This window comes from Emticicia sp. GW821-FHT11C11 (genome assembly GCF_058808615.1).
The window spans coordinates 1,187,205-1,210,423 of sequence record NZ_JBXARV010000002.1 but is presented as its reverse complement, the minus strand read 5'-3'; the positions used below and the strand labels follow the sequence as shown (position 1 = coordinate 1,210,423).

The 23,219-nt window shown below is 41.6% G+C and carries 20 protein-coding genes; 4 read left to right on the top strand and 16 right to left on the bottom strand.

Annotation, left to right across the window (positions count from 1 at the left end; genetic code table 11):
* The first annotated feature begins 9 nt into the window (after positions 1-9).
* Positions 10-771: a triose-phosphate isomerase gene (tpiA, locus tag AC1RRY_RS15010; RefSeq protein ID WP_492819377.1), complete on the top strand. Its 762-nt coding sequence runs from the start codon at positions 10-12 to the stop codon at positions 769-771.
* 34 nt (positions 772-805) lie between these two features.
* Here tpiA and AC1RRY_RS15005 read toward each other — a convergent pair whose 3' ends face one another.
* The 7 genes from AC1RRY_RS15005 to AC1RRY_RS14975 form a co-directional block, all read right to left on the bottom strand.
* Positions 806-1,492: a TVP38/TMEM64 family protein gene (locus AC1RRY_RS15005; RefSeq protein ID WP_492819379.1), complete on the bottom strand. Its 687-nt coding sequence runs from the start codon at positions 1,490-1,492 to the stop codon at positions 806-808.
* A gap of 63 nt (positions 1,493-1,555) precedes the next feature.
* Complete coding sequence (locus tag AC1RRY_RS15000) at positions 1,556-2,155, bottom strand: hypothetical protein (RefSeq protein ID WP_492819381.1); 600 nt, start codon at positions 2,153-2,155, stop codon at positions 1,556-1,558.
* Positions 2,148-2,618: a hypothetical protein gene (locus tag AC1RRY_RS14995; RefSeq protein WP_492819383.1), complete on the bottom strand. Its 471-nt coding sequence runs from the start codon at positions 2,616-2,618 to the stop codon at positions 2,148-2,150. Before AC1RRY_RS14995 ends, AC1RRY_RS15000 begins: the two co-directional genes overlap by 8 nt.
* Positions 2,619-2,777: 159 nt before the next feature.
* Positions 2,778-3,815: a glutamate 5-kinase gene (gene proB / locus AC1RRY_RS14990; RefSeq protein ID WP_492819385.1), complete on the bottom strand. Its 1,038-nt coding sequence runs from the start codon at positions 3,813-3,815 to the stop codon at positions 2,778-2,780.
* An 89-nt stretch (positions 3,816-3,904) separates the two neighbouring features.
* Entirely contained in the window at positions 3,905-4,651 is a 747-nt protein-coding gene (gene rnc, locus AC1RRY_RS14985; RefSeq protein WP_492819386.1) for a ribonuclease III, read from the bottom strand.
* Positions 4,652-4,660: 9 nt separating this feature from the next.
* Entirely contained in the window at positions 4,661-5,908 is a 1,248-nt protein-coding gene (gene fabF, locus AC1RRY_RS14980; RefSeq protein ID WP_492819387.1) for a beta-ketoacyl-ACP synthase II, read from the bottom strand.
* 82 nt (positions 5,909-5,990) lie between these two features.
* A complete protein-coding gene (locus AC1RRY_RS14975) occupies positions 5,991-6,227 on the bottom strand; it encodes an acyl carrier protein (protein ID WP_492819388.1) in 237 nt (78 codons plus the stop codon).
* A gap of 230 nt (positions 6,228-6,457) precedes the next feature.
* Here AC1RRY_RS14975 and kdsA point away from each other — a divergent pair, with 230 nt between their 5' ends.
* From kdsA to AC1RRY_RS14960, 3 genes are all read left to right on the top strand, one after another.
* A complete protein-coding gene (kdsA, locus tag AC1RRY_RS14970) occupies positions 6,458-7,273 on the top strand; it encodes a 3-deoxy-8-phosphooctulonate synthase (protein WP_492821287.1) in 816 nt (271 codons plus the stop codon).
* A gap of 167 nt (positions 7,274-7,440) precedes the next feature.
* A complete protein-coding gene (locus AC1RRY_RS14965; protein WP_492819389.1) occupies positions 7,441-7,770 on the top strand; it encodes a DUF3467 domain-containing protein in 330 nt (109 codons plus the stop codon).
* 206 nt (positions 7,771-7,976) lie between these two features.
* Entirely contained in the window at positions 7,977-8,945 is a 969-nt protein-coding gene (locus AC1RRY_RS14960) for an alpha/beta fold hydrolase (protein WP_492819391.1), read from the top strand.
* A 111-nt stretch (positions 8,946-9,056) separates the two neighbouring features.
* Here AC1RRY_RS14960 and AC1RRY_RS14955 read toward each other — a convergent pair whose 3' ends face one another.
* The 9 genes from AC1RRY_RS14955 to AC1RRY_RS14915 all read right to left on the bottom strand — a co-directional run bounded on the left by AC1RRY_RS14955 (position 9,057) and on the right by AC1RRY_RS14915 (position 23,101).
* Positions 9,057-9,728, bottom strand: coding sequence for a hypothetical protein (locus tag AC1RRY_RS14955; protein WP_492819393.1), 672 nt, complete (start codon positions 9,726-9,728; stop codon positions 9,057-9,059).
* A gap of 15 nt (positions 9,729-9,743) precedes the next feature.
* Positions 9,744-11,045: an LVIVD repeat-containing protein gene (locus AC1RRY_RS14950; protein ID WP_492819395.1), complete on the bottom strand. Its 1,302-nt coding sequence runs from the start codon at positions 11,043-11,045 to the stop codon at positions 9,744-9,746.
* A gap of 221 nt (positions 11,046-11,266) precedes the next feature.
* Positions 11,267-12,487 (bottom strand): serpin family protein, encoded by a 1,221-nt coding sequence (locus tag AC1RRY_RS14945; RefSeq protein WP_492819397.1) that lies wholly within the window; start codon positions 12,485-12,487, stop codon positions 11,267-11,269.
* A 33-nt stretch (positions 12,488-12,520) separates the two neighbouring features.
* Positions 12,521-12,976: an META domain-containing protein gene (locus AC1RRY_RS14940; protein ID WP_492819399.1), complete on the bottom strand. Its 456-nt coding sequence runs from the start codon at positions 12,974-12,976 to the stop codon at positions 12,521-12,523.
* Positions 12,977-13,267: 291 nt separating this feature from the next.
* The gene (gene lhgO / locus AC1RRY_RS14935) at positions 13,268-14,467 is read right to left on the bottom strand and encodes an L-2-hydroxyglutarate oxidase (protein ID WP_492819401.1); all 1,200 of its coding nucleotides are present in this window, start codon (positions 14,465-14,467) and stop codon (positions 13,268-13,270) included.
* Positions 14,468-14,669: 202 nt separating this feature from the next.
* A complete protein-coding gene (locus AC1RRY_RS14930; protein ID WP_492819403.1) occupies positions 14,670-15,926 on the bottom strand; it encodes a YdcF family protein in 1,257 nt (418 codons plus the stop codon).
* 65 nt (positions 15,927-15,991) lie between these two features.
* Entirely contained in the window at positions 15,992-17,518 is a 1,527-nt protein-coding gene (locus AC1RRY_RS14925; protein WP_492819404.1) for a RagB/SusD family nutrient uptake outer membrane protein, read from the bottom strand.
* A 14-nt stretch (positions 17,519-17,532) separates the two neighbouring features.
* Positions 17,533-20,790 (bottom strand): SusC/RagA family TonB-linked outer membrane protein, encoded by a 3,258-nt coding sequence (locus tag AC1RRY_RS14920; protein ID WP_492819406.1) that lies wholly within the window; start codon positions 20,788-20,790, stop codon positions 17,533-17,535.
* A 193-nt stretch (positions 20,791-20,983) separates the two neighbouring features.
* The gene (locus AC1RRY_RS14915) at positions 20,984-23,101 is read right to left on the bottom strand and encodes a carboxy terminal-processing peptidase (RefSeq protein WP_492819408.1); all 2,118 of its coding nucleotides are present in this window, start codon (positions 23,099-23,101) and stop codon (positions 20,984-20,986) included.
* Positions 23,102-23,219: the final 118 nt, after the last annotated feature.

The window sequence follows — 23,219 nt, the reverse complement described above, 5'->3', positions numbered from 1 at the left end:
AATAATTATATGAGAAAAAAAATTGCCGCTGGCAACTGGAAAATGAATAAAACTTTTGAAGAAGGCCAAATCCTTTTATCAGAAGTAGTTAATATGGCTAAAGACGAAATCGTGAACCCTAACGTGCAGATTGTAGTTTGTGTTCCGTTTCCGTACTTAGGCACTTTCGGAAAACTGATTGATACTTCTAAAGTGGCTTTGGGTGCTCAGAACTGCTATCCAAAAGCTTCAGGAGCTTATACCGGCGAGGTTTCCGTGCCTATGCTACAATCAGTAGGTGTGCAGTACATCATTATCGGTCACAGCGAACGTCGTCAGTATTTCAATGAGTCTGATGCATTTCTTGCTGAGAAAGTAAATGCCATCCTTGAAGCCGGATTAACACCCATTTTCTGCTGCGGTGAAACCCTTGAACAACGCAACGAAGGTATCCACTTTGATTTCGTGTCAGGTCAGTTAACCAATGGTCTTTTCCATTTATCAGCTGATGATCTGAAGAAAGTAGTTATTGCTTACGAACCGATCTGGGCTATCGGAACAGGCGTAACTGCCAGCAACGATCAGGCGCAGGAAATGCACAAAGTGTTGAGAGACCATCTGGCTTCGAAATACGGTGCTGAAGTAGCGGAAGAAATCAGCATTCTCTATGGTGGTAGTGTAAACGGAGCAAATGCAGAAGAACTATTTGCCTGCCCAGATGTAGACGGTGGCCTGGTAGGCGGTGCTTCGTTAAAATCGAGAGAGTTTGTAAATATTGCTAAATCGTTCTGATATATACAAGCGTGTCAGGGCTTGCTCTGACACGCTACTTAACAGATTCGGATTTCTTTTTGCGTGGCTGAAGAAAATAAAATATACCTGCTACCGACGCCACTAATAACACAATCAATAGTATCTTCTGCATACTCCCCTCATTTGGGTTCTCTAATAGCTTTCTGATTTCATTGGCTTGAAGCCCCGTCCAGACAGCCAATAGTGTCCGAGGAATCATTCCCAAAAAACCTCCCAACAAGATATTCCTGAGCTTAGCGCCCGACAATGCAAATACAAAATTAGTTAAGACAAAGGGTATTACCGGCGATAACTTGGCAAAGAAGATAATTTTAAACTCCTGCTGCTGAATGTTCTCCAATATTTCCCTTACTTTTTTGTTCTCGGATAAATAATTTCTGAACCGATCTTTATCCAGCTGACGTACAATGGCATTTATCAAAAAAATTGCTGCCATATTCATGACAAATAGAGGTACAATAGCTCCCCAACCCAAAAAATAACCAAAAACCAATGCCAGAAAAGTAGGTGGTGTAATAGCCAATGCACAGGAAACACAGCAAAGTGCTGTAATAAGTGCCCATGTTTGGGCAGTATAGATTCCTATTGATGCCTCATGCCCAATTACCCAAACAGTAATAATTGAGGTGAATATCAACGGCACAACCGTTAAAAATATAGATGAAACAAGGGCAAAAGAATATTTTTCGGCGTTTTTCAAGTGAGAAGAATTATAATTATACGCCGCAAAAATAAGCGTTAAAAAGACCTAAAGCTAAAGATATCAAAGAAGAAATCCGAAGCGGACAACAATAGGTGAGTTGTTCCCCCCTAATCCCTGCGGACTGACAAATCCACGATTCGGGTATCCGAGATTATACATCAGTGAGATAAAACTCCCTCTGTTACCCCCACGACCCTGATAGAAACCGGCGCCTATGAGCGGCGAGCCCTCCCATTTCTTTTTTACGTCGGTATACGGTGTATTCGGATTAAAGGAATAAAACTGATTCGAGTAGGCATTCATCATCTCATACTCTGCATGAAGAAAAACAGATCTGAATACCTGCTGCCTTACAAAAAGCTTGGGGCCATAAACAAAATTTCCGTTTCCATTAAAAACACCCTGATAGATAATGTTAGCGCCCAATCCGGCAACTGTTCCTTTTTCGCCCAGTTCGTATCCAACCATGGGTGACACATCAATATAAAAAGCGCCAAAGAAACCCAGCCATAAATTGCCGCCATAGCGTAGTTTTTCTTTCCAGATTGGTTTGGGTTGTTCAAAAAATACGGGTTTCTCTTTTTCCTGAGGCTCTTCTTCCTGCGAAAATGCCGCAAAAGCACAAATAAGTAAGGTAAGGGTTAAAAAAGCTTTACGCATGTGTTAAGGCTGTTTCTTGTAAAAAATCAGGCAGTTTAATGGTCTCCAACAATTGTTCTTCAAGCATATTTGCCCACTCTAGTAAATAAACGATTACATCTTCACGAACATTGTGACGCAAATAGCGTTTTTCTAAAGGTAACCTCGACAAAATCTCTTTATCCGAAAGTTTCTCCAGATTCTTCAGGTCTTCTAAAGAAAATCCGGCTGTCAGCATTTCAAAAATAATCAGGTCTATCGGCATGGCGCTTACGCCGCAATAATCATTCAGTTGCTCGTTCCAGTCACCTCGACCCTGCATGGCATAGGCATGTTTTTGCGCTTTGTTTTTTTGCGTAATCTCCTGAGCCAGATTACCGCAATTGCAACTACCCATGTGTCCCCACATATAATGACTGCCCGATTGTAATTTATCGGCCGTACGGCGAAGTGCCTCTATTATTTCTATTCTTGCCTTTGCCATAGTCTTAATATTTGCAAGGTTTCTACTTTATATCAAAATTAATAAAGTTTAAGACTTCTGCTTATCCGATTTCCGGAAATCCTTTCGCTTGACTGACGAATGGTTGGTTATCTCAAAAGAATCAATAAGCGAACTACAACTTCGCTTCACAAAAAGGCCTCAAATCAAAACTATATCGTTGGCATTGGCTACTTCAAAGTTTTGCGTGCTCAAGTTGGCTTGTAACTCGGCTGAGGTTACTTTGATACGTGCTACACCTACCATAACCCCATGTCCGTCTGTTATTTCTACTACCTCCCCTACCTCAAATTCGCCTTTTACTTTTCTGATGCCCACTGCCAGCAGACTATTCCGTTTTTGAAGGGCCTTTACTGCTCCGGCATCAATTTGCAAGGTACCTACGGTAAGGCTTCCACTAGCCAGCCATTTATTACGCGACGACAGATTAGCCTCTTGCGATAAAAATTCACTACCGGCCTCCCCTTGTAATGCTTTCAGGATACCATCCTGCGTTTTCATACCGAAGATTATCACCCTGATACCCATGCGAGTCGCCAGTTTGGTAAATGTCAGCTTTGATGCCATCCCCCCTGAGCCCAGGGCGGATTTACTGTTATCTACCAGGCCAAGTATCCGGTTATCTATGGTCTCAATTTTTCTGATAATATTCTTCTCTTTATCTAACAGCCCTCCGACAGAAGTACAAATCATCAGCGTTTCTGCGCCAAATCCGGTGGCTATTAGTGTGGCCAGCTCGTCGTTGTCCGAAAACTTCAACTCACGGTTGCTCACCACGTCGTTTTCATTGGCAATAGGAATAATCCCGTTTCTCCACAATTCCTGATAGGTTTCTTTTAGCTGTAAAAACTGTTCACGGTTACCAAAGTGCTGGCGTTCGCACAAACTCTGGGCAATCTGTATGTTGTATTGTGAAAAATACTTTGAATAAATATTCAGCAGAAGCGGATTACCAATTGCCGCTGCAGCTTTTCTTTCGGCAATTTCACCAGAATATTCTTTAATAAAATGCTTCCCTGCCCCTACCGCTCCGGACGACACAATTACGATATGATACCGCGCGTGCAATTCCGAAACCTGGCGGGCTATATCGGCAATAATGGTTTCGTCTGGCTCACCATTGGCCTGAGTAATAGAGGCTGTTCCGAATTTAATGATAAGAATAGGCAATTGGCTCATTTGAAGGGGCTTAATACGGGTAACTCAATACTGTTGTCTCTCTACTATCATAGTAACCAAAAAAGACGCAAAGTTTTGCGTCTTTTTTGTTATGAAGATTTTATTTCTAAACTTTCACAGGCCCTTCGGGCTGCTTCCTGTTCGGCTTTTTTCTTGTTCCAGCCACCTCCTGTGCTAATGGCTTCTCCGTTTACTTTTACCTGAGCCACAAACTCTTTATGGTGATGCTTGCCGTTTTCCTGCACAATCTCAAAAACAATTTTCTTGCCTTCCTGTTGTGCCCAGCTTAGCAGAATACTCTTATAGTTGGTGTTCGTCTGAATAACCGTATCAAGATCAAAGTAATTGGCAATCAGTTTTTTCAGAATAAATGTTCTTGTAAAACGGAATCCTTTGTCAAGATAAATGGCCCCAATCAAGGCTTCCATGGCATCGCCATACATCGAAGTACGATTATGCGCAATGCGCTGGCCGTCAAACTGAATCAATTTCTCTAAACCGATTTTCCGTGCTACCTGATTCAACGATTCACGGTTTACAATTCTTGACCGGATTTCAGTTAAGAAGCCTTCGTCTTTGAACGGATACTTCTTGAAAAGATACTCGGCCACTATCATTCCCAGCACTGAGTCACCCAGATATTCGAGTCTTTCGTTCGATTCACGAAACCCCCCGATATTGGTTTCCTTTGACGCTGAGGTATGTCGAAAGGCTAATTGATAGAGCAAAGGATTACTCGGCTTATCACCAATAATTTGCTCTACAGCTTTTCTAAACTCTCGTTCTTTTGAACTTGTTTTGAAAAATCCCCAAAAATTACTAGCCTCCGACAACACGTTTCGAAATTAGATTTTCTTAAATATTAGCGTAGCATTATGTCCGCCAAAGCCAAAACAATTACTCAAAACTACATCAATTTTTTTTGATTTCGCCACATTTGGAGTTAAATCTATTCTTGAATCGATCACTTCGTCGATATTGAACAGATTTATGGTTGGAGGAACAACCTGATTCTGAATAGCTAAAACAGCCGCAACAGATTCAACCGCTCCTGCGGCTCCGAGTAAGTGCCCTGTCATTGATTTGGTTGAACTGATACTCATGTTATAAGTATGGTCACCAAACAATTGCTCAATGGCTTTAATTTCCTGAGGATCACCCAATGGTGTTGAGGTACCGTGCGTGTTGATATAATCAACTTCTTCCGGCTTCATATTGGCGTCTTCAAGCGCATCCTGCATTGAAAGGAATGCACCGTAACCTTCAGGGTGTGGGGCAGTAATGTGGTAGGCGTCTGACGACATCCCCCCCCCTACTATCTCACAATATATTTTGGCTCCACGTGCTACTGCATGCTCATATTCTTCCAGAATCAACGCTGCACCGCCATCACCCAAAACAAAACCGTCACGGTCTTTGTCATAAGGTCTCGAACCTGTTGCAGGGTCGTCGTTTCTTTCAGACATGGCACGCAAACCGTTGAAACCACCAATACCCGCTTGAGTAATGGCCGCTTCAGAGCCACCGGAAATACAAATATTAATTCTACCTAGTCGTATGTAATTAAATGCGTCTATAATTGCATTGTTGGTAGAAGCACATGCCGATACAGTAATGTAGTTAGGGCCGCGGAATCCGTATTTAATTGAGATTTGTCCCGAGGCACTGTCGGCAATCATTTTCGGAATGAAAAATGGATTAAACTTGGGTGTTCCGTCACTATTAGCAAAGTTAATCACCTCTTCTTCAAAGGTTTTCAGACCGCCAATACCCGACCCCCAGATAACACCGGCTTTATTTCTATTGATTTGTTCTAAATCAAGACCAGAATCTTTCACAGCCTCGTCGGCTGCTACCATCGCATACTGGGTAAATAAGTCCATTTTACGGGCATCCTGCCTTGGTATAAATTGCGTGACGTCAAAATTTTTAACTTCGCACGCAAATTTTGTACGGAATTTACTGGCATCGAACTTGGTGATAATGGCTGCGCCACTTACTCCGTTTGATAATCCATGCCAGAATTCCTCTACCGTGTTACCGATAGGCGTTATAGCCCCCAATCCTGTTACAACTACTCGTTTGAAAGCCATAAAATGAGATTTGAAGTTTCAAAGTTATAAAGTTTCAAGTTTCAGGCTAACATCATGAAACTTGAAACTTGCAACTCGAAAATTATTTAGAATTTTCTTCCAAGTATGTAATAGCCTGACCAACGGTCTGGATATTTTCTGCCTGGTCGTCTGGAATTGATACGTTAAATTCTTTTTCAAATTCCATTATCAATTCTACAGTGTCTAGTGAATCTGCCCCTAAATCATTGGTAAATGATGCCTCAGGAGTTACTTCCGACTCTTCAACGCCGAGTTTTTCTACGATAATTTTCGTTACTTTAGATGCAATTGCTGACATTTTGAACTGTAGTTTGGTGAAAAACGACTGCAAAGAAAGTGCTTTTCGGTGAAAACAACAAAATACGGGAAAGTTTTTTAGTATCGGAAAACTTCCGACATTTGTATTTGTTTCTCTATTAAAGCCTGAAATACAAAAGAAATTTTGGAAAAATGGTTGAGAATAGAAATATTCCATCAATTAATTCTGAAAAACCTATTTAAAAGTAGGTTAAAAAAATAATTAAAGTGCTGAAAGTCAATCAATTAAAAAATCAGAGTTCTGGCAATTTCTTTCTAATTGCCGGCCCTTGTGTGGTAGAAGGCCATGATATGGCTCTTGAAATTGCCGAGAAAGTAAAGAAAATTACCGACCGCCTGGAGATTCCGTACATCTTCAAGGCTTCGTATCGTAAAGCGAACCGTACCAAATTAAATTCATTTACCGGTATCGGAGATGAGCTTGCCCTGAATATTTTAAAAAAGGTAGGCGATACTTTTGCCTTGCCGACTGTAACCGATATCCATGAGTCGGACGAAGCCGCTCTGGCTGCTCAGTTTGTTGATGTTTTGCAGATACCGGCCTTTTTGTGTCGTCAGACAGAGCTACTGGTAGCTGCCGCACAAACGGGCAAAGCCGTAAATGTAAAGAAAGGACAATTTATGCACGGCTCAGGCATGGGCTTTGCTGTAGAGAAAATTAACGCTGTAAACCCCGAAGTGCAGGTAATGCTGACAGACAGGGGTAATTCTTTCGGCTATTCTGATATTGTGGTAGACTACCGCAATATTGTTGAAATGCAGGCATTTAACGTACCTGTTGTGATGGACTGCACGCATTCTCTTCAGCAGCCGAATCAGTCATCTGGTGTTACGGGTGGTAAGCCCGCCTTGATTGAAACCATCGCCAAGGCTGCCATTGCTGTTGGCGCTGACGGGATATTCATAGAAACACATATGGACCCTTCGATAGCGAAGTCGGATGGTGCCAACATGCTCCCATTGGACAAGCTGGAGGCACTTTTAGAAAAACTGGTCAGAATACGCGAAGCTATTGCCAAAAAATAGTTTTTTCACCCTAAAGAGCTCCAAATAAGGCTTTTTATGAGCCAAAACGTCATTCTACCACTCAATAACAATTGCCGATTCTATTTCTTTTTTTCATAAAAGATTCGTTACTTTTGTTATATTTACAGGTCAGTTTGTCTCCTAACCACTAAATATTTTTTATGCACATGGCAAAAAAGAAAGATGCTCTGGAAGAGCCGGAACAACAAATAAATATAGAACTATCGGAAGAAATGGCAGAGGGGGTATATGCGAATCTGGCGATGATTGCTCATTCAAATACTGAGTTTGTAATAGATTTTATCCGTCTGATGCCGGGCGTTCCAAAGGCAAAGGTAAAGTCACGTGTGATTCTCACTCCGGAACACGCCCAGCGTTTATTAACCGCTCTGCAAGATAATATTTCAAAATATGAAGATAATTTTGGCACTATTCGCCAAACGAACGAGCCCATGCCGTTTCCGATGAATTTCGGCGGCCCGATGGGTGAAGCCTGATATTTACCGGCTCCTCAGCAAAAAAGCCTTGGATTCAGTTCTATGGCTTTTTTTGTTCCGGGTTAATGAGATGAACAAAAAAAAGACCCTGTGAAAACAAGAATCAAGAGTAAGAATATCGTTTTGGCTACAGAAATAAATATATTACATTAGATTAAACAAAGCTGTGATTCTACTAATACCTTTCTTTCGAAATACCTGACAAAATGAAGCCATTAACCTTTACACTACTACTGATTATTTCAACCACCCGGCTTTCACTGAGCGCCCAAAGCTATCAGGATTACAAGCAATCATACAAGGATGTGGTATATAAAATTTCAGAGACCGGAGACTCTCTGCTGCTTGATGTTTTTCTACCTGATATGCCCAATTCAAGTCGGAAAATTCCGGTCGTGATACTCATACATGGGGGCGCATGGGCAGAAGGAAACCGTTTGTTGGAAACCATCTATTATATGCAAGAGCTAAAGAAGTCTCTCAATAAAGCAGGGTTTGGCGTAGTAAGCCTTGACTATAGACTGGTGAGTAAGACCGTTCATTTTCCAGCCCCAATCGCTGACTGTAAAGATGCGATACGCTGGGTAAGAGCCAATGCCTCAACATACAACTTTGACCCCGACAACATCGGTTTGTGGGGCGGTTCTGCAGGAGGGCATCTGGCATTGCTGGCTGCCTACACAAATGATCAGCAATGGATGGGAGATTCAGGGTTGGCTCCGGTTTCTGCTCATGTAAAATATGTGGTTGATAATTTCGGCCCAACAGACATGAATGAAATTCTCAGAACAGAAGCAAGCAGGTTCTCTATCTTTTTAGCCAGAATCTTTACGCGTAAATTACTGCCAATCAGAGAAAAATTAATCTACGCGATTACCGGCTATTCTATAAATGATGACAAGGAAAAAGTAATTGAAACTGCCCGATTGTATTCACCCTTACTGTATGTTAGTTCTGCGGTGGTTCCTACAATTATATTTCATGGCACAAAAGATAAGGTTGTTCCTATCGGCCAGTCAGAAAAGTTATACCAGTTATTGAATACCAGTGGTGTTAAAACTGAATATGTGGTAGTTAAAAACGGTGATCATGGATTCAATAATATATCCAAAGCCGAGACCGACGCATTGGTTCAGCAGGTGGTAAATTATGTTATCGCACAAACGCAACGATAGACATTAAGTTTCATTGAAACGCTAAGCATGCTTCAGCTACATGCATTAAAAAACCAGTGAAGTTTCCTCCACTGGTTCATTTTTTTGACCTGAGCGCTGGATAAGCCCTCATTAAAACTCTATCCCAAGCCTGAGAATCAGCCTTTTATACTTTCTTTCTTCTTTCGATTCATTCCAGTAAATGCCATCTCCCTGCCGCTCTTGTCTATATTCTGCCTGCTGGAAACGATACCCCAGATTAATGAGCCATGCTGACCCACTTCTCATAGGCAAACGATAACCTACTGTCGGGCTGATTAACAACCCTCCGGTGGTCTTAAACCCTGTATTATCTTCATTCAGCCAGGCTGTAGAATAGCCTACGTCCAGTCCGCCCATCAAACTACTGCTTCCTTCCCTTTTCTGAACTATATTTCTGCGTACACCCAGCGCTAAGGGCATCAGTATCGTTTCGCCGTATCCATCTACGCCAACTGTTATACCCGCTGCCGTTTTACTGTCAATGTATACCCCATTGAATGTTTGTGCAGAAAAGTTTATTCTTTTATTTACCTGGTATTGCACGGGAGAACTGGTGAGTGGTACAGGGTATGGGTACCATCCTCCATAATACACCTGGTGTTTAGTTCTGCCAAACAAGGCGCCAAACTCAGTCATGTTTACGAACTTATACTTTTGGAAAAATTTCTCTTTCGTTTCCTGTGCTACTGCACAATTGCTGCCGATAGCAAGTGTAACAAGCAAAAGGCATACTCTGGTTATATAATACTTATTATTTTTCATCTGATGTACTGCTGATTAAGGGTTAGTTTTTACCGGAATTACACTCAACAATTTCATGTCTTTCGGATTAGTGGCATCGTACTGGTACAAGCCATCTTTACCTACCATCAGCAGGTGCTTTCCATCCAGAGGAATCACATCAAATGCGTCCATTCCCTTAATATGTTGCTGCAATTTGATATCAGAAGCACTGGTAGCATCAAACGATTTCAGCCCGTATTTACCCTCAGAAATAAAAAGAGTCGGGAAATCTACACCCAATCCTGCCGGGTTCTCCAGTTCGTAACTTTTAATTAATCTGGGCGACGAAAGATTGGCCACATCTATTACATCAAGACGATTGGGAGCAGCCCCACACCATCCTGTACGAAGCGTTACATAGGCTATGTCGTCATGAACCACAACAGGGTCGCAGGCACGGGCGTGCTGAAACATTGACATCAACTCCGGCTTGGAAGGGTTCTTATTGTCGAAAATATATAAGCCCGTGTTGGAGCCTATGAATAGTTTATCTTCATACGGAAAAATGGTTTCGATACCCCACGACAAATTAATCTTGTTTTCCTGAACAGGCTGATTTAATGTTTTAATATTAAAAAGAACAAGGTCGCTTTGAGATACCGTATAAAGGAAATCGTTATACAGTGTAAATCTTGCCATAGAGCCTCCCCGGCCGGTACTGCTTACCGACGAACCATTTGAAGCTGTTGGCCCTCTGGAACCTGAATAACTGCCTAAATCAAAATAATCATAATATATCGGGTTAGGATTAACTACCGTAAAACCACAGTTTGAGCGAAATTTGTCGGTTATGATTTTTACCTCATAGTCGGTCACAAATTTGTTATTAACATTATAGTACCAGGTTACACCATCGGCCATGCCACTAACGAAAACATCTTTTACCCTGCCTGTTTCTTTGATATTCTTAATGTCGGTAATATCAAAAGTAACTAAGTCCATGTAGCTGTCCGTATATAAGGTATTGTCTTTTACGGCCATGTCTATTACTCCCGGTATTTTCAGAAAACCAATATTTTCGGGTTTCTGTGGGTTAGAATTATCAATGATGTGCAGCCCTTTCTTGATCTCGTTTACGAAGATGTAATTGTCTTTCACATAAATCTTCCCCAGATTGCCCAGCTCCTTTGGTATTTGTAATTGTATGCCTGTTCGTATCTGGTCAACAGGAAGAGAAACCGACATAGTGGTTCTATACGTTCGGGTTGTTTCGCAATCGTCTGTACAAGACGTATTACCTGCAGCCATGCCCATACCGAGTATAACCCAAAGACATTTTAAGTAGATTTTTTTCATAGTTCTAATCATTATACAGTTTATAGAAAAAAACCATGTGTATAGAGAATAATCTGATATCACATGGTCTGGGGATTTATTTTAATATGATTCCGGTTAATTTCCCGGGCTGATTCATACAAAACAAGGTTTGTATGTTTGGACTTCTTTTCCGGTTCGATGAACTCCGAAAACACGAATGCAGATGCCGGGGCATGAAGCCCCGGCATCTGCACTAAAAATTAAAGATTTGATATTTTACCCGAAAAGAGAATCGTATTCGACTGCTTCTCACTGATAACAAACAGGAACGGACGGTTACAAATTACCTTAGGATAAGCCGGCAAAGAAGTAACCACAACGCCAATAGTTGTTACGGCAGCGGCCTCGGTACCTTTTTCGTCAATGCCTACATACGTATTTTGTTTCACCATACCCACTTTTAGCTGGCCGGCCGAGCCTGCCATTTTTGATAAGTCGGCTCCATTGGTAAAGGCGGCATTAATACCCATTTCCATCAATACTTTTTTCAGATCTGCTTCATATTCCAAAGTGAATTTCGGCAAACCCACCATTACCTGTTGTTCTCTTAATGCGCCGTTGAGCTCTTTCCATTCAGTGGTAGAAAAACCGGCTAACGTTGCATCGGTTGATTTATCGGGCAGAATCACTGTCATTACATAATTACCATCTCCATAAGGTAACTCTACGGCCTGATAATTATCGCGTTTGGCATACTTCACATTTTCGGTCATGTTCATCATTTTCACACTCTTCGTTCCTTTTGTACCTGTGAAGTTCTCGTTTTGAGTATTGGCTTCTTTGAACCGGGTTTTCCAATCGCCTTTAAAATAAAGGGCGTTCATCAGAAACAACATCTGGTCAGAATCTATTTCTTCCAACACTTTCTTGATTTTACCGTTGGTGTTATCACTAGCCCAGTTGTTAATTTTGTCGACAGTACCTTTATCACCAAAGTTTTCGATAAAAGCGCCGGCATTAAAGTACGTTTTCAGATTGTCGATATACGACTGATTGACCTTAAAATCGTTTCGGTACCAAACCGAATTGGCAATGGTATTTTTTACTTTTGGGTCACTAAGGGGCAGGTTTTCTATCAGATCTTTATAGATACCATTTGTGACAGACAAATCAGACGAAACCCTCAGGGCTTTCTGAATCTCGTCTTTTGTTTGGGTATCTGCTCCATTGAGCAGCATGCCTAATGCAATGTGTAGACTTAGCGGGGAAACAAAATAACTTTTATCGGGTGCCTCTATGGCATCGTGTTTTTTCCAGAAATCAAAAGCAAACTCACTGGTCTGGTCTGAAAAAGTACCGGGTATTGCCTTCAGCTGATTGTTAGCTTTCTCCGTATCTAGCGATATCTGGTTTTTCTCACTGCAGCTTACCACAGTAAGCGCGCAAACGGAGGCTAACAATGCAATTTTAAGCGTTTTCATAGTTTGGTTGGTTTTTAAATAATCAGGTTATACTTATTTTTTCTCGAAGTATAAAGCTTCGTTTGCCGGTGCAGAAAGATACAACACAAGAATGTTTTTGTCTTTAAAATCATATCTTTCCACTCTCTTCAGGCTTTCATAATAAGTCATTTCAAAAGAAGTGGCTTCAAAAGTACCAGCTATTTTGGTAGTACCCACTGCCGGAACTTTCATTGTTTTTTTGCTCTCATCAACTTCTGGTTCTGCAAAATAAAAGTTTACTGAGCTTCTGCCGTTGATCGTGAGTTTGTTCTCTTCATTCTTAATCTCCATCGACACATCATATTTGGGTGCCTCACCATCCGCATATCCTTTAAATCGCCATTGTCCTAAAAGATTTGATGTCTTTAAGGCATCAAACGAGGGGTTGTTGCTGGCTTCTATGGTCTCACTTTTACATGACACCATCCATAACATACCAGCCATTAATATAATAATCGCCTTTTTCATCGGAATAATTTTCTTTCTGTTGCTTTTAATTACCGTTTAAACCGGGTTGTAATACTCAGTCGGCCAAGGGAATGAACAAACGAGAATGTTCTTCCCCTGACTTAAACAAGTGTTTTGACTGAGGCTCAGTACCCTTTTCAACTTCATAGATACTTTTTTATCAATAATGGTTGGAATAACCCCTGTTTTTATCCGATAAAATGTCAAAAAGCCCGGGTGTGTCAGACACACCCGGGCTTAATTATCTGCAGAATCTACATGCAAATGAATCTGCTGTCTACCGAAAACGGTTCAGAATCGTTTCAAAACCAGTTGGCTTACTGTCTGGCCGATTGAAAGAGAAGAGGTTGCAGCCGGTGATGGCGCATTGCACACATTCACTGCACGCTCGTTTTCGAAGATGGCAAAGTCGTCTAACAATCCTCCATCATAATCACAAGCCTGGGCTCTTACACCGGCACCGCCGGGAATCAGATCATCTTCCTGAATTTCGGGTATTAGCTCCTGTAAAGCCTTTGTAAAGGCAGCTTTAGAAAATGAGCGGTACATTTCACCTAAACCTGTTCGCCAATACTTAGCGGCCACTTTACGGAAACCACGCCAGGCGAGCGTTTCAAACAGTTCACTTAAATTGATGTCTGATTTTTTGTAGCCTTCTCTCGCAAATGCCAGCACAGCATTCGGCCCGGCCTCCACCCCACCGTGAATCATACGGGTGAAATGCACGCCTAAAAACGGGAAGTTAGGGTCTGGAACGGGATATATCAGGTTTTTAACCAGATATTGTTTTTCGGGTTTTATTTCAAAATATTCTCCCCTGAATGGCGTAATCCTCAATCTTTCGGCACGCTCGTCGGTCATTTGTCCTACCTTGTCAGAGTATAGCCCTGCACAGTTTACCACCAATCTGGTTTCATACGAACCTCCATCGGTATTTACAACTGAACTATTCCCTTGAGAGGTGATACCCGTTACTTTTTGTCCGAAAACTATTTCTCCACCCAATTCAAGTGTTTTTTGCAGATATTTTTCACAAACTTCGGTGTAATCTATGATTCCTGTCTGAGGCACAAAAAAACCTTTCAGACCATTTACATGCGGCTCATATTCTTTCAGTTGTTCCTGATTGAGCATTTTAAATCCTTCCAGACCATTCTGTTTTCCACGCTCAAAAAGCCCGTCAAGAATTGAAATCTGTTCAGGGCGGGTAGCCACCACTATCTTACCGCACAGGTCGTATTTTATGTCTTCATTCTGGCAGAAATCAAGCAGCATTTCATATCCTCTGATACAATTGGTTGCCTTTAAACTGCCGGGTTTGTAATATAAGCCTGAATGAATAACGCCACTGTTGTGTCCTGTCTGGTGTTGGGCAACCTTGTTTTCTTTTTCAATAATCAACAGTTTCAAGTCTGGTTTGCCCTGTTTGATTTTCAAAGCGGTGGCAAGCCCGACAATTCCTCCACCAATAACAATTATATCGTAGGTCATATTCAGATTAATAAAGCGGTTTTTGCTGCAAATATACAACAAACCCCTGTTTTATTTGAACTAAAGGCCTCTAAAAAGCAGACATGGGGGCCGTTAAGTATTTGCTGACCATTATTTTCATTTGCTCTCCATTCAACACCGACATAACAAAAATGTCATCCATTGATATGGATGACATTTTTGTTATATACTGAACGCAATTCTAAGGATCAAGCGGATCATAAGGATCCATATGCAAACACTCGATTACCGGATAAAACTCAATTACGTGATTTGAAAGTTGCTTTTTACGGGTATAAGGAGTATAGCCTAGCTCGCGCATATTTCGTGCATCAAAACTATTTACAGCTGAATATTTTGTTTGCGACATAGAGGTTACAAACAACGATGGCATGTCCACAGGAATACCATAGCGGATCATCAAACGAACGGAGTTTCGAATGTTTGTAGTAGTATGTCTTGCCTGTGGCTCAGCAATAATGGCCGAAGCCGGAATATTATACTTTTCCATCAGGTATTTTTTCATTTCTACTGCTTCATTGTACGTTGTCTTGAATGGATAGCAGTAACCGCCTGTTGGAATAATAAAGGGTGCATCGCCTGCCAGATAACTGCGGGCGGCTGCATCACAATGTAGTTTTCCTTCATGGCCAATAGGTATGTATAACTCAGGGCCGGCTCCGGGAAGTACAATGGCCGCATATTTGTATTTCTTCCAATCGGTCTTTTTAATTTGTTCAAAGGCCGCTTTGTTTACGCCTTTCTCCAAAGGTTCAAGACGCGCCGGTTCATCCCGATCATTTGCCTGCATCAATTGCATGGCTACAGCCAACGACGGTTTATAAAAAACATCAAAGCTGTTGCTGGTTTCACTGAGTGATGCCATCATGTCTTTCAACATGATACGATAAGAACGGGAGTTTACGACATAACTTGCGGAGTCAATGTGCGGATATCTCATTTTTTTACCAATGCCAAACTGATTGATAATGTAATCCATACCATAAAAGCACTGGTTCCATGCTTTGGCCAATAAGACCTCGTTTGATAAGCCAACAAAACGCTGATAATAACCAGAGGGACGCAAGTGCCCATCAATCATTTTATCGAAAACTTTTTTATTGGCATCATAAACCGAGCGTAGTTCTTTCGCAAGTGCGGCCGTATCTTGTTTCCAGAAGAAATCATTCAGCAACGATGAGGGACGGGAACAAGTATCTGCCACATGTGCTTTCAATACCTCCACTTTCTTTTGCAGAAAACTTTTCAAAGCTGCATTACTGGTCAGTATCGTTTTTACTTCCGGGGTTTTATCAATAACCGTAATCAGGTAAAAATTTTTGTCAACTGTTAAATCACCTGAAGAAAGCAGAAGGTAATTTTTATTGTATCCTTGTCCTGCCGCATTCATTATGAACAGTATAGCAAAGGAGAGTGTGTACAGTAATTTTGTTTTCATAGTTCATCTATATTAAAAAAGTAAAGAGGGTAATGCAGAATCTGCATTACCCTCTTATATTAAAATCAATAACCCGGGTTCTGATACATTTTTACAGGATCAAGTTTCTGTTCGTCGAAAGGAATCGGGAAGTAGATATCCTTTGTTGACACGTTTTTCAAATCAGAAATACCGTAATCGGCCTGAGTTTTACTTTTGAAATAGTCTACAAAACCCTGAGGACTATCACCAAAAGCACGGAGTAAATCAAATAGCCTGTGGTTTTCAAAAGCAAGCTCTGATCTGCGTTCGTGCAGGATAGCCAGTTTCAAAGTAGGATATTTAGCATGATAGGCTGCATCAGACGCTGCGTAGTCAGGCAAACCTGCACGCTTACGCGCCTGGTTCAAATAGCTAATTGCATCTGTAGTGTTTCCTAGTTTTTCATTTACTTCGGCAAGCATCAATACGATGTCTGCATAACGCATTAAAATAAAATCATTACCTCCCCAGCTATTTGCACCGGCAGCATCGCTTGCATCGCGATACTTGGTAACAAACCAGGCTTTTGCGCTAGCATGATCCGCCCATTTCACCGAGAAATCTTTTCTGATGTCTCCTGTTTCATATTCGTTCACTAAGTCAGGATTAACAAAAAAGCCACGACCGGTTGATGGTCTTTTAGAGTTAATTGTTTCACCGATCGACTGATTACGATACGCAATACCAGAGGCATAGTTCTGATCGCCTTGTCTGTAAACAATCTGGAAAATAATTTCCGGGTTAGTATTCTTTTTCGCAACATCGAATACATCTGCGTACGGGACATCTGATAATTGTCCGAAGCTTCGCATCGCATAAGCGGCTTCCAGATACTGTTTTGCTTTCGTGAAGTTCGCTTGTTTATCATTCGTCAAGACCGATCCCATGGTAAGATAAACTTGTCCAAGTAAACCGTTGATTGCCGCCTTACATGTACGGCCTTTGCCTGCTGCAGCCTGAATGTTCGGTAAATCCGAACTCAATGCGCTTGTCAGGTCATCGGTAATCTGTTTGTAAACAAGTCCTTTTTCTACTCTGAACGTGCTGGCTACGATTTCGTCATAAGAAGTCACGAATTTAGTTACCATCGGTACATCTCCCCATTTGCGCACCAAATGGAAATAGGCCAAAGCACGAAGGAAAAGCGCCTCTGATTTATAGATAGCACGATTCTTTTCGTCGGTGAACCTGATGGCCGGATTGTCGATGTTCGACAATACATAATTGGCACGTGATACTATGGTATACAAGGCATTCCAATGGCCTGTCATTTCAGGATTAGTAGGTACCAACGTGAAGTTAGTGAACTGGAAAGGCGTACCTGCTGACGACTGGTTGTCTGTACGGCCTGCATTATCAGAACGTTCTTCGCTGTATAAATCGCTCGTTTCTCCAAGAGCGCTGTTGCTCCTGATTGCGTTATACACGCCCGCTACTGCTTTTTGAACATCTATTTCTGAAGAGAAAAATTTATCGCTGGTAATAGCATTAGGGTTTTCTATTTCCAGATAATCCTCGCACGACGAAAACACAAACGCAACTAATATTAATAATAAGCTAATCTTTTTCATGATCCAAATTTGTTTTAGAATTGAACTTTTAATCCGGCATTGAACGACCTCATCAACGGATATTTACCATAATCTACACCCGGAGTCAGGTTTGATCCGTTGTTATAATCCACTTCCGGGTTATATCCTCTGTATTTTTGAGCGGTGAACACGTTATCAGACGAAACGTATATACGTACATTTGAAATCGCATTCTTTGTAAGTGCTGCCGTGTTCCAATTGTAGCCGAGGGTTATGTTGGTAATTCTAAAGAACGAACCATCATTCAAATAAAATGTCGACAAACGTGTACTGTTACTTTGTGTACCACCACGCGCAGCACGGTAGATTTCGCCATTACCTGGTCTTTCAGGTGTACGGAAACGTTGGTCTACAATAGCATACTGGTTGCCTGATCCTTCCATGTTCAGGTTGTAATAGTTCTGACCGTCGAGCACCATGTTACCGTGTGTACCGTTAGCAGATACCGAAATGTCAAATTTCTTGTAACGCCCTGAAAGGTTGAATGCATAAATGAAATCAGGATAAGGGTTGCCAATGATTGTTTTGTCAAGATCATTCACAATACCATCTTTGTTTGTATCTTCAAATAGCAGGTCACCCGGCTGAATTTTTGTACTTTGCGCTGCTGAACGTGCAGGAATGTTGTCATTTACATCCGGGGCATTATTGATAGCATTTGCTTCTTCCTGCGTTTTCACCATACCTGCTACTTTAAATCCGTAGAACATACCGACCGGTTGACCTTCCATGGTGATGTGTGTATCATAACCACGTTCAGCACCTCTGGTAAGAATAGTAGAGGCTCCTCCTAAGTCAAGTACTTTGTTGCGGTTCACAGAGATATTTCCGCTGGCACGCACTTCATAATCGTTAGATGATAGGATAACTCCGTCCAATTGAAGATCGAAACCACGGTTATTGATTTTTGAATCCGGTAGGTTGGTCAGCATCGAAGTAGAACCTGACACAGCCGTAATCGATTTTGAGAACAAAAGGTTGTAAGTGTAGCTATCGTAGTAGTTAGCTATAACCTGCAGACGATTGTTGAATAAGCCTAAATCAAGACCAATGTTGGTTTGCGACGTTGATTCCCAACCTAATTTATCATCGCGGAAAGCTCCCGGATACATGGCTGTTTGCACGGCATTACCGATAACCGTACCGGTTTTACCCACTACCTGCTGAAAATTGTAAGCACCAATACCGTTGTTTCCACTCACACCCCAACTGGCCCGGAACTTCAATGAAGTTCTTTCACCCACCAGGTTTTTGTAAAACGATTCATCAGAAATCGTCCAGCCACCGGAAACAGAAGGGAAATAAGCCCAACGGTTTTTAGGACCAAAAAGTGAAGAACCATCACCACGGAAGGATGCCGTTAAGTGATAACGATTTAAATAATTAACGTTCAGACGTCCGAAACCGGAAGACATAGCATATTGAGTGATACCCGTTGAACCTCCTCTTGAAAAGTTGGCAGGGTCCGAACCACCACCTGTGATGTAAGGCACTTTGTCATCCGTGAAACCATTGGCAGTTACATTAATTACATCAGTAATGTGCGACTGAGTAGAAGCCCCCACCACACCACTCAAACTGAAATCGCTAACTCTTTTATTGAAGTTCAGTGTAAATTCTGTCAAATAATCGCGCTCATCTGTACGGGTATTTTGAGCATTGGCCGCAGTAATTGCCTGAGGTGAGTAAGGAGCATTAACACCTGATGTGATACTTGTAGGACGGTAGTACTCCCAATTGTTTGTATAGTTATACGTGCCAAAAGACAATTTAGCTGTCAAGGCCTCTATGATTTTGTACTGTCCGTATACATTGTAAGTTGATCTCGTTGTTTTACGGAAGTTCTTCACCATCTGTGTGTAAGCCATCGGGTTTTCGATGTCGCTTTGAAAAGCATAGTCGTTTGACTGTGATGACATTTCGTATTGTGCCGGAGTGCCATCTTCGTTGTATGCTTTAAGGAAAGGAAGATAGATCAGAGCTGCTAAGCCCGGGCTTTGATGGAAACGCCCTTCGCTTACTTCGTTGTTTTTTGTATCAGTATACGCCAGATTAGCCCCTAACGTTATTCTTTTTGAAACATCAACATCAATATTAGAGCGCAAATTGTATTTCAACATGTCGGTGTTGAGCATAATACCTTCCTGATTTTGATAACCACCCGAAACGGCATAACGCACTCCGGTTCTGCCACCTGCAATAGACAAATTGTGTCTGTGGTTCATGGCATTGCGATAAAGTTCATCTTGCCAATCGGTGTCGTATTCAGGTTTTTTGATTGTCCCTGTAGCAAAATCATACATATAATCAGGGATTCTGATTGTGTTCGCATTTACGTTGTTGGTCCGGGTTGTACGTACGGTGTTGTTGTCCTTTACGTATTCGTCTGACCAAACTTTACCCTGCGAAATCACCAAATCTTTGTAGGTCTTGTTGTGAGCATCTACAAACAGATCAAAAAATTGTTCCGCATTCAGCACTTTCACTTTGCGCGAAAGCTGGTTAATTCCAAACTGGTAATCGTACGTTACCATGGTTTTACCTTCTTTTCCTCTTTTTGTGGTAATCAGAACCACTCCACCTGAAGCCCTTGAACCATAGATGGCAGCTGAAGCCGCGTCTTTCAAAACTTCAATAGATTCTATATCTTCCATGTTAAGGAACAAATCCCCGTTAGCCGGATAACCATCAATCACGTACAATGGATCTGAACTTGCATTGATGGAACTTGTACCACGCACACGAATTTTTGTGGTGTTATAAGGTGCACCGCTCACTTGAGAAATCTGAACACCTGCTACTTTACCTACCAATGCCTGGCCAACGGTTGGTGTAGTAAGGTTAAGTTCACTTGCTTTTACGCTGGCAATAGCGCCAGTGATATCGCTCTTACGCATCGTTTGATAGCCCACTACTACCACTTCCTGCAGTGAATTCACATCATTTTCCAATGCAACATTTACATTAGGGCTAGCTGATACTTCAACTGTTTTGAAACCGATAAATGAAATAACAAGAGAAGTTGCATCGGCAGAAACAGATAGTGCAAATTCTCCTTTTGCATCAGTCAGTGTTGCTGTTTTTGTTCCTTTTACCTGAACCGTAGCACCCGGCAACGGCTGGCCTGTTGCAGCCTCCGTAACTTTACCTTTTACCTGACGGCCTTGTGCCGCAGCAGGTAGCGCATAGTATGCTAACAATACAAGGCATGTTAACGTTGTGAGAATTGATTTGAGTACTTTTTTTTCCATTGTGAGATGTTTTAGAATAAATTTCCCGCAAAAGAAAGAACCCACTATTAACACTAAATCACCATCATGTAATCTAATTGTTATTAAGTAGGGGGGTGAAGAATAAAGTAGCAGTAAAACCAGAGCTGATATAAATAAAAAAAGAGGCTGCCAAAAGGCAGCCTCTTTTTTTATTTATTATTATGGAATCAGCTTAGTTTTTAACCGCCATTCCTTTTTGTTGAATCATGTCATCCATCACATTGATGGTCTCGTTCATGTATACATCTTTCTTAAGGAAATTAATCCAGAAGTCGTTACGGTCTTTTTTCAGGGAATCAGAATTAATGATTGTCAGGTCGCCAGCCAGATTAGCTACTGATAAGTCTGCTTTCAATTTGGTTAAGTCTCTCACCTTACCCGCTACATCTTTTATCTCTTTCAGTTGTACTTTATATTTCTGTAATTCTAACGAGCGTGATGTTTTACGGTTATCAGCCAGAATATTAGTATTGTTCTCTATTTCTTTGAAAACATTATTGGCTGAAAGGCGCTCTCTGCTTTTTTGTTGTAAAAGAGCTAAATCAGGAGCACTTGTCCAGGTCTGGTAGTTTGCCTTAGGCATTTCGTCCCAAATCAATGCATTGGGGGTGTCTTTTTCGCGCATTTTGTAGGCTTCATATAAGCCCGTTAAAACGATGTCAGACTCCACTCCTTTCAGCTGGGTTGCACCCCCATTTACACGGTAATACTTTTGCAATGTAAGATGCACTGCGCCTAAATCACCGGCTCCGCTGCCATTACTCATGCCCCCCACAGGAAACGCTCTTTGCACGGTACCTTTACCAAAAGTTGATGTCGAACCAATTACCACCCCACGTTTATAATCCTGAATTGCCGACGCAAAAATCTCGGAAGCTGAAGCGCTACGTTCATTGACCAAAACAGCCAATGGGCCATCATACAAAACAGACGGATCGTTGTCACCCATTTGTGAAGGACGCCCCGCGCGGTCACGAACCTGAACTACCGGGCCGGTTTTAATAAACAAACCCACCATGTTTACCACTTCCTGCAAACTTCCGCCTCCATTGTCACGAATATCAATGATAATACCGTCTACTCCTTCTGCCTTCAGCTTTTCTACTTCTTTCGCTACATCTTTTGAGCAACGAGCCGCCTGCGGGCGTTGAAAATCGGCATAGAATGCCGGTAAATCTATTAGCCCTATTTTGTATTTGCCCGAGTTGATAACAGCACTTCTGGCAAAAGTTTCATCAAGCTTTAATTCGGCACGGGTAATTGGCACAACTTTTTGAGTACCGTCAGGTTTCTGTATTGTCAGCCTCACCTCTGTTCCTTCTGCACCCCGTATTACTTTTACCGCATCTTCAGTGGTGAAGCCCGTAATATCTTCAGGTTCAACTGCTCCCTGACCAACTTTCAGAATAATATCATTCGCCTGTATCTCGCCCGATTTCCAGGCAGGCCCGCCAGCTGTTATACTTCTGATCTTTATTTTGTCGTCTTCCTGCATCAATAAAGCTCCGATTCCGAAGAAGCGGCCACTCAGTCTTTCATCAAACGCACGCTTTTCTACCGGAGGGAAGAAATCCGTATGCGGATCCATTTCGTTAGTAATCGTTCCTACAAAAACCGCAAACCTCTCATTTTCATTAAATTTATTCTTCAGGCGGTCAAAATATTTGTCCATTGCCTTTTTCACTTTGTCACGGGCTTCCCGTTCCAGCACTTCATTACTTTTGGCAACAAAATCTGCTTTGGTTTTACTTTTCTCCTGCTGTTCGAGCAAATCATTGTATCGCTCTATGGTTTGCCATTTCAGATATTTTCTCCAGCGGTCTTTTCTGTCGGCCTCGTTTGAAGCAAAGTTTACTTTGTCCCAATCCAATTCTATATTTTCTTCTTTGTCAAACGAAAACGGTTTGTCTATCTGCTGTTTATAGATATCTTCGGCCTCTACCAAGCGTGCTTTGTAGATTTCTTCTACCGCTGTAAAGAAGTCTAAAGACGAACCGTGAATTTCGTCATCGATTCTGCTTTCGTATTTACGCAGTTTGCTGATATCTTTTTCGAGCAACACCCTCTTGCTTGGGTCTAGTCTTTTCAGATACTCTTCAAATATTTCTTTAGAAAACTGATCGTCGATTTTCTTCGGGCTGTAATGCCCTTGCTCAAGCATTGCCCCTACCGTACGCAGAATGATTTCGTTTTTGGTGGGTGGGTCATCATGCAAAGGCATGGCTGCCATAAAAACAGCACCAATGATTCCGCCTACAAGAGCTAATGATAAAATGTGTGGCTTTCTCATATATAAGATCTCCTCGGGTTAAATAATATTCGTTAAATTTTCCTTACTCAAAAATCAATCTATTCTAGAACGAAAATTTACCAAATAAATTTCGGCAGATTATTTAAAATTGATAAAA